Below are 15367 nucleotides of genomic sequence, written 5' to 3'. Positions count from 1 at the left end.
AAAAGACTGGATCCCGCGATCAAGTCGCGGGATGACATCGAAAGGAGCTAATTTTGCTCTTTCTTCATAAAAAATGATCTTACAATATATAAAACAAATATTGTAATAAACCAATATATTAATGCACGACCTGCCGTTAATAGATTAAATTCACCGTCATAAACTTGAATAAATAACAAATAAGCACACGCAATTAAAATAAACGGTACAATAATAAATACTAAAGGACATCTAAAAGGTCTTTGAGCATCAGGTAGCTTTACCCTAAATAATACCACTATTATTGTGACGGTTATATAATCAATTAATGCTCCCATTGAAGTTAATTGAGTTAATAATTCCGTAGAGCAAAATCCTCCAAGGATAGCAGCTAAAGAAGCAAATATTATAATCGTAATATACGGGCTATCATATTTTGGGTGCAACTTTGCAAAACCTTTCGGTAGTAAACCGTCACGTGCAATAGCATAAAAAATACGAGAAGTACCGTAAATATTCATCATCAACACCGTCATCATACCACAAACCGCACCGGTTGCAACAATAGCAGAGCCAATCTTGCTATTATTGATAGTTAAAGCATAAGCAAGCGGTTGATCGTTATTTAACTGATCAAAAGGTGCAATACCGGTCACAAGCCCTGCCATTGTTACATAAACTATAGTAGTTAGAACAAGCGAGCCGATAATACCGATCATTATATCACGTTTTGGATTTTTACATTCCTCAGCTGCGGTTGCAATCGTTCCAAAACCTGTAAAAGCTAGGAATAAAATAGATGCACCTACTAAAACATTACTAAAACCGAAAGGCATAAAATTGCTCCAGTTAGTAGCATCGAAATGAGGAGCAGCAGCGAGTACAAATACAAATATTGCAGCCATTTTTATGAAAACTAAAATTGCATTTAGTCTCTTACTATCTTTAGTACCTAAATATAAAATAAATCCGATAAATACCGAGATTAAAAATGCCGGTAAATTTATTATACCGCCATTTGTCGGTACGGTAGTTAATTCTTTCGGTAAATTGATTCCGCCTGCTGCTAATATTCCTTGTACGTAACCCGACCAGCCTGCAGCTACTATTCCTGCAGCAACACCGAGTTCTAATATTATAACGCTACCGATCATCCAAGCAAATACTTCACCGAATGCAACATAGGAGTAAGTATAAATACTTCCGGAAGTTGGAAGCATCGCAGCAAGTTCAGTATAAACAAGTGCTACGAAAATACAGGTAATACCTGCAATCGCATAAGATAACATTACTGCAGGTCCTGAATATTTAGCAGCAATTATACCGGTAACAACGAATACGCCGGTACCAATCATTGCACCAAGACCCAGTAATATTAAATCGAATGCTCCAAGCGTCTTGCTAAGACCGCTTGAGCTACCTATCTCTTTTACTGATTCAAAACTTTTCTTCCTTAAAAAACTCATTAGTTTCTCCTGTTTTAGTGAGCTTATTTTTTTGTGAATTGTGTCATTGCGAGGAAAAATTGAAAATTTTGACGAAGCAATCTCGTGCCAAAGTCCTGAGATTGCCACGCAGCCTACGGCTGCTTGCAATGACGAATCTATAAGGAAATTATTACCTTATATCCCTAGTAATCCATCCGCCGCCAAGTACCCTTTCACCGGCATAAATAACGCATGCTTGCCCAGGGGCAACGGCTTTTTCTTCGGATAAAAATTTTATCTTCATTTTATCATCACCGAGTTTACTTATTTCGGCTAAACGAGGCAGTCTTGTTGAACGAATTTTAACTTCTACTTCTAGCTTTTCGTTATCTTTAATCTCATCTGCAAGCCAGTTTATGTCTTTAATTATAAACTCCTGCACGTTTAATGCAGACTCCGGTCCTACATATACTATATTATTATTAGGATCAATCTTTACTACATATAAAGGCTCGTTATAAGCTATACCAAGGCCACGACGTTGCCCTATAGTGTAATTAATTATACCGCTATGCTCTCCTAGCTCAAACCCGTTTACATGAATAATTCTGCCGCTTTCGCTTGCTCCCGGACGTATTTTATTTATTACACTCTTATAATTTCCATCAGGTACGAAGCAAATGTCTTGGCTATCGGGTTTATCTGCTACCTCAAGCCCAAATTTACTAGCAAGCCTACGTGTTTCATCCTTAGTAAGTCCTCCTAGAGGGAAACTTAAATATTCCAATTGCTCTTTAGTTGTCGTAAATAAAAAATAACTTTGATCTTTTGCCGGATCAAGTCCTGTATGTAACTCCGCTCCGTTATCGCCGTTTATTTTTCGTACATAATGACCGGTAGCAAGCTGAGCTGCTCCAAGCTCTCTAGCCGTTTTAATTAAATCCCTGAATTTCACCGATTTATTACATTGCACGCATGGCAGCGGGGTTTCGCCTTGTAAATAGCTATCGACAAAATTATCTATTACCGACTCTTTAAACTTACTCTCATAATCAAGTACGTAATGGGGAATACCTAGCTTATTTGCTACCATTTTAGCATCGTAAATATCCTGACCGGCACAACAGGCATTTTTTTTCCCTACTGCCATACCGTGATCATATAGCTGCAAGGTAATACCTATAACATTATGTCCCTGTTCATGCAACATTGCGGCAACCGCTGAACTATCAACCCCGCCTGACATCGCGACAACTATAGTAGACTGCTTATCCCCTAAATTAATCATACCAACCTTAAACAAACAGCAAATTATACTAAATTTATAATTAAATTACAACACTATCTTTTAATATATTAAAATGCTATAACGTCATTTGCGAGCGACTGTAAGGAGTGCGGCAATCTCAGGAGTTTGGTACGAGATTGCTTCGTCAAATTACTTCGTAAATTTCCTCGCAATGACGGAAAACTTACAATAACGTAGCTTAAAAATTAAAAATTATAAAATAATATGTTATTTAAAATATTATACAAAACGATTATTACATTAGCTCTAATTTATTTCGTACTGGTTATCTTAGAATATTCACGTCAAGGTTTTATTAATGATTTATCATTACAAAAAGTAGATTTATCTATTCAGAATTCTATAAAAGAGCCTATTTATTTAGTTTCTTATGCCGACGGTCCGGAGTATGTTTATCGTAATCAAAATGCAACCACTCATTATGCGATTAATAAAGGTATAGATTTCATATTTAACTATAAGAAAAAGAATATACCTCAAGTGTTTATAGAGAAAAATCAAGAAATTTTTAATGAGCCTGCAGGAGCTGGTTTATGGCTATGGAAACCTTATATTATACTTGAAACAATGAAAAATGCACCGGAAGGAGCTATTATAGTATATTTAGATTCAGCTTTTGTTATTAAAAAGCATATCAGTAATTTAACAAATCTTTTAGGCGATAATGATATATTACTGGTACATGATCGCGATCGTAAAAACGGTAGTTTTGTTAAAGGCGAAACTTTTGCTTTAATGGATTGTCTGAACGAAGAATGCAGAAATGACGATCATATTTGGAGTGCCGTTATTGTTGTGCGTAATACCAAGCTTTCTCGTTCTTTTATTGAAAAATGGCTAAAAAGTTGTGAAGATATTAGAATTCTTTCAGGCAAAGATTATAATATTCATCCTAATTACGATGAATATAAATGGCATCATTCCGACCAATCGGTACTTAGCCTTATATATCACAAAAATCCACAATTGGTTAAAGTAATAGAATATGAAGAAACAACACCTTCTTTATCTTGGTTTCACCGTAAATATTCAAATAGCTCACCGTTAAAACCTTGGTATAGCATATACGGTATAGAACCTATAATTAATTTTAATACTAACGGCAAAGTTTTACCTTCTACTGCTCTTATAAATACTCCGCCGATTGTTAGGCTTCGTAAATGGATTATCGAACATCAATGATGAGCTTTGTTGCATGGCTCTTGAAAAACGCTCCGTTGTCATACCGTGGCTTGACCTGCGTTGTTGCACGGCTCACTTATGTCATTCCTGCGTAGGCGGGAATCCAGTAAAGTAAAGCTTTTTCTAAAAGCTTTACTTTTAAAAAACTATGTAATAAAAAATCTTTAAAATTAAAGATTTTTTAGTTTGGATCCCCGCCTTCGCGGGGATGACATCGAGAATTTTTTAAAAATTATCCGGTATATAGGTCAAGCGAACTAGGTGACAGCTATAGTTCTCTTACTTTAAAAAAACTATAAGATAAGGTAAGTACTTTAATGTCTTGCATTTCAGGATCAAGCTCAAAATCCTTATCTATATAAAATGTAACCGGCATTAAGACTTTTTCGCCGGCTTTTAATAATTGTTCTTCAAAACAAAAACAATGAATTTTTACGAAATATTTTCCTGCTTTATTTGGAGTAACATTATATACGGAAGTACCTATTATATCGTTATTGCTTAGATTCTCCGTTTCATAGAACACTAGAGTATTCTGCCCCGGAACAATTTGCACTCTTTGCTGCCTTGGAATAAACCGCCAAGGTAAATCTTTATCAACATTAGCATCAAACTCGATAATTATAGGTTTAGTGCCTTTTACCTTAGAATATACACTCACCGTTTCTTTTGCAGTAGTACCGCCATATCCTGTAACTTTACAAAATAAATTATAGATAGGTACGAAAGCAAAACTTAGTAACACCATACTAATTATTAATCCCAGCAAGGAAAAGGCTAAATTTTTATTGGATTTTTTAGGCATTATTTGATTTTATTTAAAAATACTCTAGAAAAAGTTTATTTTAGATCATATATGTGTTAGTATAAAGAAAATAGTAAGGTTGGTATGACTAATAATATTAATGCATTAGCAATTTCTAGCGAATCAGGATTTTATAGCTACTTACAGAAAATCAATAAAATTCCTTCACTTACGCAAGAAGAAGAATTTTTATTAGCGAAATCCTATTTAGAAGAAAATGATTTACAAGCTGCACATAAATTAGTAACTAGCCATCTTAAGCTTGTTGCAAAAATTGCAAGCGGCTATAGGACTTACGGTCTTCCTATTACTGAATTGGTTTCAGAAGGTAATATAGGTTTAATGCAGGCAGTAAAAAAATTCAATCCCGAACTTGGTTTCCGCCTATCAACATATGCGATGTGGTGGATTAAAGCAGCTATACAAGAATATATATTAAAATCTTGGTCATTAGTAAAGATGGGAACAACGGCTGCACAAAAAAAATTATTTTTTAGTCTTAATAAAGTTAAGCATAAAATTACTAATTTATACTCAAGAGCTATTACTCCCGATGATTTTGCACAAATAGCAGATGAGTTAGGCGTTTCGGTTAATGAAGTTTCCGAGATGAATACTAGAATTTCAAGTCCTGATTTATCGTTAAATAACCCTATAAATAGCGACGATGCAGAATCAGGAGAATTAATAGAATTATTATCGGAAACACGACCTACTCCCGAAACTATAGCTATTAATAAGCAAGACTCTACCGGTAAAAGGAAGTTACTATCAAATGCTATGAAGATTTTAAATGATAGAGAACTTCGTATTTTTACAGAGCGTAAATTAACGGATACTCCTAAAACTCTAGATATTCTAAGCAACGAGTATAATATTTCTAAGGAACGTATTAGACAAATAGAAAATACGGCTTTTGAAAAAATAAAAAAGTTTATCTTAAACCATAGTAGAGAAGTAGCTTAAGCCTTATTGGATTGTCATCCAGTGTCTTGACCTGCATTGCTGCATGGATCGAAAAACCTACTCTATGTCAAGTCACGGGATGACAGCGGTAGAATTGATCCACGCAACAATGCTTTTCCACAGAAGCAGGAATGACATCAATTCAGCACGCCTGACCATTCAGGATCAGAAGCATCTGCCGGTGTCATAATTTCTCTTTCATTATGACCTGTTAGATCAATTGCAAAAATTTTATTTTTGCCAGGAGCTTTAGCTCTTGAAGGCCAACCTTTAGCAAACATAATAACTCGTCCGTTAGGCGACCAACAAGGGCTTTCGACTAAATATCCGCTTGTTATTATCCTTTCACTATTCTCATCATCTTGGGGGCATGCTTTCATAATTCCGATATTAAAAGTTTTTCCTTCAGCTCCTCTAGTAATTTTAGTGAATGCTATATAGTCTCCTCTAGGCGACCAACTAGGAGCAGTGTAAGAACCTCCACCGAAACTAATACGCTGAACATCACTTCCGTCCGAATTCATGATATATAATTGAGGCACACCGTTTCTATCAGAATTATACACAATTTTTTTACCGTCCGGTGAATAGCTAGGAGAGGTATTAATACCGAATCCGTCAGTTAACTTATGAAGCCGTTTAGTAGCAAGGTCAATTTCATAAATATGAGTTGAGCCGTTTTTAGCTATCGACATTACGGCTTTTCTACCGTCCGGTGAGAATCTAGGGGCAAAAGATATACCGGAAAAGTCACCTACTACGCTTTCTTTACCTGTTTTTAAATCCTTTTCATAAACAAGAGCTCTTCTTTTAGTTGCGTATGAAACATAAAAAATCTTATCCGCTGAACGAGCAAATCTTGGAGTTAAGACTAGTGACTTTCCATTGGTAAGATATTTATTATTAGCACCGTCATAATCCATCAAAGCAATTCTTTTTATTTTCGGTAAAGAAGTGCTTTCTGATACATACACTATTTTAGTATCAAAATAACCGGCATCACCGGTAATTTTTTCATAAATTTTATCGGCAATTTTATGTGCTGCTCTTCGCCATAAATTTTCCGGTACTTCAAGAATTTCGCCGGCAAGCTGTTTTTCAAGCAACGTATCCCATAATATAAAGCTAATTTTAAGCTTACCGCTTTCTAGTTTTTTAACTTCACCGTTTACTAAAAGGCTAGCATTAATTTGACGCCATGCAGCAAAAAGCGGTTTATATTCTATTCCTGTCTTCTCTTCTATAAAAGATGCAGAGGAAATAGGACGAAATAACCCCGAAAGCTTTAAATCATTAGAGATAACTTTAACCACATCGTGACCTACAGCGTCATCAGCAGAACTATCGGCATTAAATTTATTAACTGCTATAGGCGTAGGATCAGCTCGCCCATACTCAATATTTATTGTTTCAAGTGCATAACCTTTAAAGCTAAATAATAGTGATAGTATAAAATATATAATATTTCTCACTCAAAATACTCCTTATTTATAATTAACGTCATTGCGAGCGGGCATTGCCCACGTGGATCGGCTTTATCTGTCATTGCGAGGAAATTGCATAGCAATTGACGAAGCAATCTCAGGAGTATTATTTCATGAGATTGCCACGCAGCCTACGGCTGCTCGCAATGACGATTTGGTATTCACGCGGGCAACACTTTGCAAGCCATATCAATTATCTAAAAATCTTCATTAATTCTTCCCACTCTCTTTTAGTCATACCACTACTCTCATGAGTAACTTTTTCACCGTTTATCATTCTTTTAATTACGTCTAAACCTTTACGTGAAATATTTGCTCCCTGCAAACGATATTCCTCAAAAGCTTCGTAAGTAAAAGGAACCCAAGCTTTGACTATCTCAAGCATCTTCTCGGCATAAACTCTAATTTCATATTGTGCGTGAGGGTCGGCACGCAATCTTAAGAAATGAAGCAAATTATGTAAATTAATTTTCCAATACCATTCCGTATAATAATTTAAAGTTAAATTCATACGGGCAAGCTCTCTTGCTATTCCTGTGGTATTCTCATCTATAATATTACCATCTTCATCGGCATTCATCAGCTCCTTATAATGCCCATAACACTGTCTAGCATCTTCCTCTAAGATTGCAAGGACCTTTTCGGCCACTTCTTTCGGTAAGCTATCCCCTTCCCTACATTGTTTATTTACGGCAGATTGGGAAGCAATATTTGCCGGTTCGGGTAAATAAAATTCGTTGCCTAAAATAGAGTACCTTGCCGAATATTCGTTAACACTAGCTGTTCTATGCCTAATCCATTGCCTTGCAATAAATATCGGTAATTTAATATGGAACTTGATGTCACACATCTCAAAAGGAGTAGTATGATAGTGGCGGAGTAAATAATTTATTAGCCCTTTATCTTGGTTTAGCTGCTTCGTACCTTTACCGTAAGAAACACGAGCAGCTTGTACTATAGCACTATCATCCCCCATATAGTCGATAACCCTAATAAAGCCGTGATCTAACACTTTTATAGGCTCGTATAAGATTTCTTCAAGTGCCGGAACTGTTACTCTTTTTGTGGTGTTGTGCATTCTATCCTCTGTATTCTTTAATTATCATAATAATGATTCCACATTTTTAATACTTTTATTCTTTTATTTTTTTCATCAACTTCATAAAATAATCTATGTTGTATATTAATTCTTCGTGAATACATCCCTGAATGTACTCCTAAAAGCTTTTTATATGGAGGTGGAGTTTGAAAAGGATTTTGAGCTATTAAATCTAAAAACTGTAAGCAAATCTCTTTATGATTTGATTTTATAATTTTCTTAAAATCTTTTTTCGCATCATGCGTATAATATAATGTATACACTATAACTAATCTAATTTTGTACTACACTCAGAGTAAGGGGTATTTTTGCCTTTAAGTAAAGACTCACTTAATTTTTTATTTGACGATACTAGTAAAGTTTCTTGTATATCTTCCCAATCTTCTTCAGAAATTAATATAGCATTATTTCTTTTTCCTTTTATTAAAGTTGGTTGATGATATAGCGTAACTTCATCAATTAGCTTATTTATATATTTAGATTCTTCATTTGTAACTAAATGATTCATATATTTTACCTTTTTATTTTAATTGATAAACTCTAAGACAAATAACTATATAAATTTTTATCGTTTCTTTTTAGCCATAATTTTGCCGGTTGGTATTCAGGATATATATCCTCAACTAACTCCCAAAAATTTTCGCTATGATTCATTTCTTTTAAATGTGCCATTTCATGAGCTACTAAATATTTCAGTACTTCAAAGGGAGCAAAAACTACTCGCCAATTAAAAGCAAGATTCCCTTTGCTACAACAGCTTCCCCAGCGAGTAACATTTTCCATTATTCTAATATTAGAATAAGTCAAATTATGTTTTTTAGATATATTCTCTACTATTATTTTTATTTCTGCTAATAATGTCTTTTTAAGGAATACTTCTATACTAAGTTTTTTTAGCACCTTACTACAATATACTTCTAACGTAGAATCATTTAGTTTTATCTGATTTTTAGACGAATCAATATGTATTATTTCATAAGATTTGCCCAAAATAGAAATCTTATCTTCATCCTTTGGTATCACAGTTACATTACGACGTAATTTTTGCCTAACCCAATATTCTTTACTTAACAGAAAATTATGACCTTTCTCTAGCTTTGCCTTAAGAGGCAATACAAGCTCTGCACCTTTAGGCGTAATTCGTATGGCTATATTTTTAGCTTTACCACTCCTCCTTACTATAACATTTTGAGGTTCACCGTATTTAGTAAGAGTAATAAAATCTTCCATTTAAAATTCTATATATTTACTCGGATCAACCGCTATTTTGTTTTTACGCATCGCAAAATATAACTTATGTTCTACATGTCCGATAACACTATTTTTAGTAATTTTACCACCTTTTTTAAGTAACAAATCGTCTAAACTCGCATATGCTACTTCTAAATCGTCTTTATCTAACTTAACTATTACTAAATTACCGAATTGTTTATTAAAACCTGAATATATTACCGTTCCTGCGGCTATCGATTTAACTTCGCTATATTCTTTAGCGGCAATATCTATCCCTTTACTTTTACCGGCTTTAAACTCAGTAATAATTACCCCGTTTAACGGTTTTGCAAAGTTTGACTGCTCTATCTCTTCTTCATCTTCATTCCGAGATATAGGAATCTCAATATCATCATTATAATCTTCTATAATTTTTGCCTTTGGTTCTTCGAGTCTACCGCTAACTTTTTCTGATACGGAATCGTCTTCCATAGTTCTTTGAACTATCAACCCCTCATCATGTTCTAATTCGGTAGAATTATTATTTGCAGTAACATCTCCTACTTTATACTCAATTGGAGCAGGCGGCTGTTCAACACAAGCAACTAAACAAAAACATATAACGATACTAAGTACAACAGGATATTTCATATATTTAACAAAACTATTATTTACATTAGAAAACAAATCTTACATAGTATATAATTTTTATCATTATTTTCCATCAAAAAATTAACTATGAAAACTTATAATATTGTCATAGCTAGTGATCACTCAGGTTATGAGCTTAAGTCTGAAATTATCAATTATTTAGAGCAGAAATCTTTAAAGGTTTATGACTGCGGAACGAATAATACGCAAACTGTCGATTATCCTGATTATGCTAAGAAAGTAGTAGATATTATTATTGAAAAATCAGCTCCTATAGGTATTTTAATTAGTGACACGGGGATTGGTATGTCTATAGCCGCTAATCGTAGCTCAGAGATAAGAGCCGCTTTATGCAATGATATATTAACTGCCGAAAATGCTAAAGCTCATAATGACGCTAATATCTTGATACTCGGAGCAAAAACCGTAGATCACAAAATAGTATTTGATATTATAGATAAGTTTTTAACCACTAAATTTGAAGGCGGCAGACATAACGTTAGATTGTTAAAAATAAAATAAAAATATATTGACTTTACTCACATTATCTAACATTATTTCACATGGTACTCATGTAAAAATAGTGAAATAAATCTACAAGATTTTCGTATACATAAAAGACTAAATCTTAATCCTTCAGTAATTGAAGAAATTTATACAAAAATTTCTGAAATTGAAGGAGTAAAAAATAGTTGGTATATTACGGGACAAATCTTACCTCAAACACTAGATCGTCTTACACGTTCAGTAATTATCACTTCAACCGGCTCCTCCAATCGTATTGAAGGTAATAAACTTACTGATGAGCAAGTCGAAAGTCTATATAAAAATCTAAGTGTTACAAAATTTAAGACTCGTGATGAGCAAGAAATAGTTGGATATTTAAAATGTCTTGAATTTATCTTTAATAATTATGAAGAAATTAGTATTACGGAATCATTTATATTAAAGTTACATAATGATATGTTGGTTCATAGTGAAAAAGACGCAAGACATAAAGGAAATTATAAATTTGGATCAAATCGTGTAGAAGCAAAAGATCATAATGGCAATGTAGTCGGTACAATATTTGATCCAACTCCACCTTATCTAGTAAAAAAAGAAATGCAGGAGTTAATAGATTGGTACAATTGGACGGTTGATAGTAAAACTAAGCACCCTTTAATCATTATTGCTAATTTTATTTTGAGTATTTAGCAATTCACCCATTTCAGGACGGAAATGGTAGAACAAGCAGATTACTAACTAATTTATTGCTTTTAAAGCATGGTTATTTATTTGTTCAGATTATTTCTTATGAACACATTATTGAAGCAAATAAAATTGATTATTACATGGCACTTAATAAAACTCAAGCTACATGGAAGACAAAATCAGAAGATATTACCGCTTGGTTGATTTTTTTAAATGTGGTTAAATCACAAAGTACTAGGGCATTACAAATAATTAAAAATGATAATATAGAGTATTTGTTATCTGCAAAACAACTAATGATGTGGAATTGGATTAATACAAAAGAAATTAACGAATTTAGTCGTAAAGATGCTGTAAATGCACTTGGTTTTCCTGAACGAACTGTTGAGTCTATAATAAAAAAATTATCTAATTTAAAATGTTTAGAGCGTCTTGGACAAGGAAAAGCTACACGTTATAAGCTTATTAAGAGCAAATAGTGCGCAAGAACCTAAACATTGTTAGTTCGCTTGCAGCTTTATCAAAAGTAACGGTATAATTACAACCGTTAAATATATTTAGCTTACCTATTAATATATCGGAAAAATCTGTTTTATAATTTTCGTATTCTAAAACTGATAACTATAAGACTTGTTGATTCTCAAAACTAAATTCAACTGTACTAAATATTTCCTTTAATACCGAAATTATTTGCTCTTTTGAATATTTATAACCTCTTTCTAGCACCCAAACTAATTCACATATAACTATATTATTTATAAATATTGAATTTTCTTTACCGGAATATTTTTCTATTAATTCTATAGCCTTAATGCTTTGTACCTTATAGTCTCCGGTTAAGTAACGAATGAGAATATTTGTATCAATTCCTATCATAAGAACCTTTAATAATTTCATTCATTTCATCTATAGTTAGAATATTTTTAGGTTTTGGTAAAATATGTTTCAAGTTTTTAACTGATTTATTTATAGGTATTACTATAAAAGAATTATCTTGCACTATTAGCTCTAACTTACTTCCTGTAGATAAATTTAATTTCTCTCTAATATAACTTGGAATTGTCATTTGCCCTCTATTAGTGAGAGATACAAGTTGTGCTTTCATAATGATCTAATTGTAAATATTTTCAGTATAAATTAATAATAACAGAAATAATTTAATAATGCAGCATTATAATTAAATTTCCTATAAAAATATATATTTAACTTGATGAAACATTATTATATATTCGATAAACCATAATATGAATAATACTGCTTAATATGAATCTTCAAGAGTTTAAACAAAAATATAATTACGATGTTGCAACGAAAATGATGCAACAATATCTAGACATTAAATTTGCTCATTTAGATTGTTTACTACTATTTAGAATGGGTGATTTTTATGAGATGTTCTATGATGATGCAATCTTAGCCAGCAATGTACTCGGTATTACCTTAACAAAAAGAGGTAAAAACGGTGAAGAAGAAATTGCGATGTGCGGAGTGCCTTATCATGCTCTTGAGAATTACTTAACTAAGCTAATCGAAGAAAATTATAAGGTTGCTATTTGTGACCAGCTTGAAACCCCTGAAGAGGCAAAAAATAGAGGCGGCTATAAAGCGGTAGTTACTAGAGACGTTACACGTATTATAACTCCGGGAACTATAATTGAAGAAAATTTAATTGCTTCAGCCGAACCTAATTATTTAGCAAGTCTCGTAATACCGAAAAATAAAGAAACGGCTAGCCTTTGTTATGTTGATCTTTCTACTTCCGAAATTTTTGTAGTTAATGTCCCGGAAGCTGAAATTCTTAATGAACTTGCTCGTTTAAAGCCTCGTGAAATTCTGCTTAGCGAAAATCTAAGATCTTCTAATCTTGCGGATAGTATTTTCAAACAATTAAATTTTCGTATTACCTATCAGGTTGATAGTTTTTTTGCGATTAATAAATGCGAAAAAATCATTTTAGATTTTTATAAAATGAAAGATATTAAAGGAATCGGTGAGATATCTAGCAGTCAAATTTGTGCCATAGGTAGCATTTTAGAATATTTATCATTAACGCAAAAACAAAATATTCCTCATTTACCAATCCCTAGAATTATCAATTTTCATAGCTATATGACTATTGATTTCTCTACTAGACGCAACCTTGAAATTGTAACAAACTCACAAGGCGGCTCGAAAGGAAGTTTACTAAACACTCTCAATCATACGGTTACTAAACAAGGCGGACGTTTACTATATAATTTTCTTTCAAGTCCTTTAACCAACATTGCTAAAATAAATCATCGTTTAAATATTACCGAGTTCTTTTATTCCAACTTAGAAATAGTAAAAAGAATTAGAGAACTTCTAAAAAAAACTAGTGATATAGAACGCTGCCTAACACGTATCACAATGAACAGAAGTTCAGGTCGTGATTTACTTAGTATTAAATATACCTTGGAAACTGCAACGATTATTAAAGGAGTATTTTTTGACGCTTACGGTTTTAATTTACCTGATTTTATCGAAAAAATTATTAAACCTCTATCAGGCGATGCAGAATTATATAATTTAATAGACGAGAGCATAAGAGAAGATGCACCGAATAATTTAAATGACGGAGGTATAATAAAACATGAATATCATCCGAAAGTAGCCCAATTACATGATTTAATTAATAACGGAAAATTACATATTGAAAAGCTAAAAGATCAATATCGCAAAGAAACGGGCATAGACAGTTTAAAAATATCTCATAATAATGTTATAGGGCTTTTTATCGATATTACCGCTAAAAATGTTAATAAAATCCTTGATCCCAAATTTATTCACCGTCAAACAACGGTTAATAATGTCCGTTACACTACTACTGAACTACAAAAGCTTGAAAGCGAGTTAGTCAACGCTAAAACCTTAGTAATAAGCTTGGAAAAAGAATTATATGCGGATATTTGTAGCCAAGTAATCGAAAAAGCTTCCTATTTACGAATGCTTGCAAGCTCCTTAAGCGGACTTGACGTATTTTGTAATTTTGCATATATCGCTGATGAATATGATTATGTTAAGCCTGAATTTACCGACGATTTAAGCTTTGATATCGTTAAAGGACGGCATCCTGTAGTAGAGAAAGCACTACAACGAGAAAGCAAAAGCTTTGTATATAATGACTGTCATTTATCGGAACTTGAGCGTATTTGGTTAATTACCGGTCCTAATATGGCAGGTAAAAGTACTTTTTTACGTCAAAACGCCATTATTGCAATCATTGCTCAAATAGGTTCGTTTGTGCCTGCTAAAAGTGCCAAAATAGGGATAGTCGATAAAATATTTAGCCGAATAGGTGCTGCTGATGACTTAATTAAGGGACAATCAACCTTTATGGCTGAGATGCTTGAAACCTCAGCGATTCTTGCCCAATCTACAAAAAACTCACTAATAATACTTGATGAGGTAGGTAGAGGCACATCCACTTATGACAGTGTATCTATAGCGTGGTCGGTGCTTGAATATATCCATGATAAGCTAAAATGTCGCTGTTTGTTTGCAACTCACTATCATGAACTTACTGTTATGAGTAATTTCCTGCCGGCTTTGCAAAATTATACTATTGCTATTGAGGAGTCAGGTAAAGATATTCTATTTTTACATAATATTATATCAGGTGCTGCCGATAGGTCTTATGGTATTCATGTTGCAGCTTTAGCAGGACTCCCTGCCAGTGTCATAAATAGAGCTGAGCAGATTCTGCTTAAATTTGAGAAAACTTCTACCGGTAAAGGAAAAAATATCTTATCAACGGAATCAAATAATTTGAGTTTGTTTAATCTTGAGCCTAGTAAAACTACTATAAGCAGCAAATTAGATGAACAATTTAGAACTATCGACCCTGATAAATTATCTCCTAAAGAAGCACTTGAGTTGATTTATGAGTTGAAGAAGTTAGTTTGATGTGGGTTGGCATTATTGCATGGCTCGATTTTTTCGTCATTGCGAGAAGAATTACGCAGTAATTCGACGAAGCAATCTCAGGAGTTTGTTATTATTTCATGAGATTGCCACGCAGTCTACGACTGCTCACAATGA

General features: G+C 33.2%; 19 protein-coding genes. 8 read left to right on the top strand and 11 right to left on the bottom strand.

The genetic code is table 11. The features are described from left to right. Positions 1–47 precede the first annotated feature (47 nt). Positions 48–1445 (bottom strand): amino acid permease, encoded by a 1398-nt coding sequence (locus BN1174_RS06350; protein ID WP_040258086.1) that lies wholly within the window; start codon positions 1443–1445, stop codon positions 48–50. A gap of 17 nt (positions 1446–1462) precedes the next feature. Here BN1174_RS06350 and BN1174_RS12365 point away from each other — a divergent pair, with 17 nt between their 5' ends. After that, complete coding sequence (locus BN1174_RS12365) at positions 1463–1588, top strand: hypothetical protein (protein ID WP_269379069.1); 126 nt, start codon at positions 1463–1465, stop codon at positions 1586–1588. An 8-nt stretch (positions 1589–1596) separates the two neighbouring features. Here the strand turns inward: BN1174_RS12365 and mnmA are convergent, their stop codons facing one another. Next, positions 1597–2694, bottom strand: a complete 1098-nt coding sequence (gene mnmA / locus BN1174_RS06345) for a tRNA 2-thiouridine(34) synthase MnmA (protein WP_040257420.1) — start codon at positions 2692–2694, stop codon at positions 1597–1599. 225 nt (positions 2695–2919) lie between these two features. Here mnmA and BN1174_RS06340 point away from each other — a divergent pair, with 225 nt between their 5' ends. After that, positions 2920–3897, top strand: coding sequence for a hypothetical protein (locus BN1174_RS06340; RefSeq protein ID WP_040257418.1), 978 nt, complete (start codon positions 2920–2922; stop codon positions 3895–3897). 268 nt (positions 3898–4165) lie between these two features. Here the strand turns inward: BN1174_RS06340 and BN1174_RS06335 are convergent, their stop codons facing one another. Continuing rightward, a complete protein-coding gene (locus tag BN1174_RS06335; RefSeq protein WP_040257417.1) occupies positions 4166–4702 on the bottom strand; it encodes a cytochrome c oxidase assembly protein in 537 nt (178 codons plus the stop codon). An 84-nt stretch (positions 4703–4786) separates the two neighbouring features. On the opposite strand from BN1174_RS06335, the gene rpoH reads away from it, so the two are divergent. Beyond that, the gene (rpoH, locus tag BN1174_RS06330; RefSeq protein ID WP_040257415.1) at positions 4787–5668 is read left to right on the top strand and encodes an RNA polymerase sigma factor RpoH; all 882 of its coding nucleotides are present in this window, start codon (positions 4787–4789) and stop codon (positions 5666–5668) included. A gap of 137 nt (positions 5669–5805) precedes the next feature. Here rpoH and tolB read toward each other — a convergent pair whose 3' ends face one another. Then, positions 5806–7140: a Tol-Pal system beta propeller repeat protein TolB gene (gene tolB, locus BN1174_RS06325; RefSeq protein WP_040257413.1), complete on the bottom strand. Its 1335-nt coding sequence runs from the start codon at positions 7138–7140 to the stop codon at positions 5806–5808. Positions 7141–7213: 73 nt separating this feature from the next. Here tolB and BN1174_RS10960 point away from each other — a divergent pair, with 73 nt between their 5' ends. Next, positions 7214–7366 (top strand): hypothetical protein, encoded by a 153-nt coding sequence (locus BN1174_RS10960; protein ID WP_197062091.1) that lies wholly within the window; start codon positions 7214–7216, stop codon positions 7364–7366. Here BN1174_RS10960 and thyX read toward each other — a convergent pair. The 5 genes from thyX to BN1174_RS06300 are packed head-to-tail and all read right to left on the bottom strand — an operon-like array spanning position 7346 to position 10150. Next, positions 7346–8230, bottom strand: a complete 885-nt coding sequence (thyX, locus tag BN1174_RS06320) for an FAD-dependent thymidylate synthase (RefSeq protein WP_040257410.1) — start codon at positions 8228–8230, stop codon at positions 7346–7348. The genes BN1174_RS10960 and thyX overlap by 21 nt on opposite strands. A 17-nt stretch (positions 8231–8247) precedes the next feature. Further along, positions 8248–8514, bottom strand: coding sequence for a Txe/YoeB family addiction module toxin (locus BN1174_RS06315; protein WP_197062057.1), 267 nt, complete (start codon positions 8512–8514; stop codon positions 8248–8250). 5 nt (positions 8515–8519) lie between these two features. Next, complete coding sequence (locus tag BN1174_RS06310; protein ID WP_040257406.1) at positions 8520–8759, bottom strand: type II toxin-antitoxin system Phd/YefM family antitoxin; 240 nt, start codon at positions 8757–8759, stop codon at positions 8520–8522. A gap of 32 nt (positions 8760–8791) precedes the next feature. Then, entirely contained in the window at positions 8792–9481 is a 690-nt protein-coding gene (locus BN1174_RS06305) for a M48 family metallopeptidase (protein ID WP_040257404.1), read from the bottom strand. Further along, the gene (locus BN1174_RS06300) at positions 9482–10150 is read right to left on the bottom strand and encodes a murein hydrolase activator EnvC family protein (protein WP_040257402.1); all 669 of its coding nucleotides are present in this window, start codon (positions 10148–10150) and stop codon (positions 9482–9484) included. It lies immediately after the preceding gene. Between the two features lie 51 nt (positions 10151–10201). Here BN1174_RS06300 and rpiB point away from each other — a divergent pair, with 51 nt between their 5' ends. From rpiB to BN1174_RS11880, 3 genes are all read left to right on the top strand, one after another. Beyond that, entirely contained in the window at positions 10202–10636 is a 435-nt protein-coding gene (rpiB, locus tag BN1174_RS06295; RefSeq protein WP_040257401.1) for a ribose 5-phosphate isomerase B, read from the top strand. Positions 10637–11077: 441 nt separating this feature from the next. Continuing rightward, a complete protein-coding gene (locus BN1174_RS11885) occupies positions 11078–11311 on the top strand; it encodes a hypothetical protein (RefSeq protein ID WP_231555822.1) in 234 nt (77 codons plus the stop codon). A gap of 56 nt (positions 11312–11367) precedes the next feature. Continuing rightward, the gene (locus BN1174_RS11880; protein ID WP_231555821.1) at positions 11368–11787 is read left to right on the top strand and encodes a Fic family protein; all 420 of its coding nucleotides are present in this window, start codon (positions 11368–11370) and stop codon (positions 11785–11787) included. 142 nt (positions 11788–11929) lie between these two features. Here BN1174_RS11880 and BN1174_RS11875 read toward each other — a convergent pair whose 3' ends face one another. Both BN1174_RS11875 and BN1174_RS06280 read right to left on the bottom strand, forming a co-directional pair. Beyond that, positions 11930–12184 (bottom strand): PIN domain-containing protein, encoded by a 255-nt coding sequence (locus tag BN1174_RS11875; protein ID WP_231555820.1) that lies wholly within the window; start codon positions 12182–12184, stop codon positions 11930–11932. Further along, positions 12171–12413, bottom strand: a complete 243-nt coding sequence (locus BN1174_RS06280; RefSeq protein WP_040257399.1) for an AbrB/MazE/SpoVT family DNA-binding domain-containing protein — start codon at positions 12411–12413, stop codon at positions 12171–12173. Before BN1174_RS06280 ends, BN1174_RS11875 begins: the two co-directional genes overlap by 14 nt. A gap of 158 nt (positions 12414–12571) precedes the next feature. Here BN1174_RS06280 and mutS point away from each other — a divergent pair, with 158 nt between their 5' ends. Next, a complete protein-coding gene (gene mutS / locus BN1174_RS06275; RefSeq protein ID WP_040257397.1) occupies positions 12572–15232 on the top strand; it encodes a DNA mismatch repair protein MutS in 2661 nt (886 codons plus the stop codon). The last annotated feature ends 135 nt before the right edge of the window (positions 15233–15367 follow it).

It is taken from the genome of Rickettsia hoogstraalii (assembly GCF_000825685.1).
Taxonomy (GTDB): Bacteria; Pseudomonadota; Alphaproteobacteria; order Rickettsiales; family Rickettsiaceae; genus Rickettsia; species Rickettsia hoogstraalii.
This window is presented reverse-complemented; position numbering and strand designations above follow the sequence as displayed.

Bases quoted from the DNA above. Each gene is read 5' to 3' on its own strand.
- BN1174_RS06340 (WP_040257418.1), top strand. From the start codon at position 2,920: ATGTTATTTAAAATATTATACAAAACGATTATTACATTAGCTCTAATT.
- thyX (WP_040257410.1), bottom strand. From the start codon at position 8,230: ATGCACAACACCACAAAAAGAGTAACAGTTCCGGCACTTGAAGAAATC.
- BN1174_RS06280 (WP_040257399.1), bottom strand. From the start codon at position 12,413: ATGAAAGCACAACTTGTATCTCTCACTAATAGAGGGCAAATGACAATT.
- BN1174_RS11885 (WP_231555822.1), top strand. From the start codon at position 11,078: ATGTTGGTTCATAGTGAAAAAGACGCAAGACATAAAGGAAATTATAAA.
- BN1174_RS11875 (WP_231555820.1), bottom strand. From the start codon at position 12,184: ATGATAGGAATTGATACAAATATTCTCATTCGTTACTTAACCGGAGAC.
- BN1174_RS06335 (WP_040257417.1), bottom strand. From the start codon at position 4,702: ATGCCTAAAAAATCCAATAAAAATTTAGCCTTTTCCTTGCTGGGATTA.
- BN1174_RS06305 (WP_040257404.1), bottom strand. From the start codon at position 9,481: ATGGAAGATTTTATTACTCTTACTAAATACGGTGAACCTCAAAATGTT.
- BN1174_RS06310 (WP_040257406.1), bottom strand. From the start codon at position 8,759: ATGAATCATTTAGTTACAAATGAAGAATCTAAATATATAAATAAGCTA.
- mutS (WP_040257397.1), top strand. From the start codon at position 12,572: ATGAATCTTCAAGAGTTTAAACAAAAATATAATTACGATGTTGCAACG.
- BN1174_RS06350 (WP_040258086.1), bottom strand. From the start codon at position 1,445: ATGAGTTTTTTAAGGAAGAAAAGTTTTGAATCAGTAAAAGAGATAGGT.
- rpiB (WP_040257401.1), top strand. From the start codon at position 10,202: ATGAAAACTTATAATATTGTCATAGCTAGTGATCACTCAGGTTATGAG.
- rpoH (WP_040257415.1), top strand. From the start codon at position 4,787: ATGACTAATAATATTAATGCATTAGCAATTTCTAGCGAATCAGGATTT.
- mnmA (WP_040257420.1), bottom strand. From the start codon at position 2,694: ATGATTAATTTAGGGGATAAGCAGTCTACTATAGTTGTCGCGATGTCA.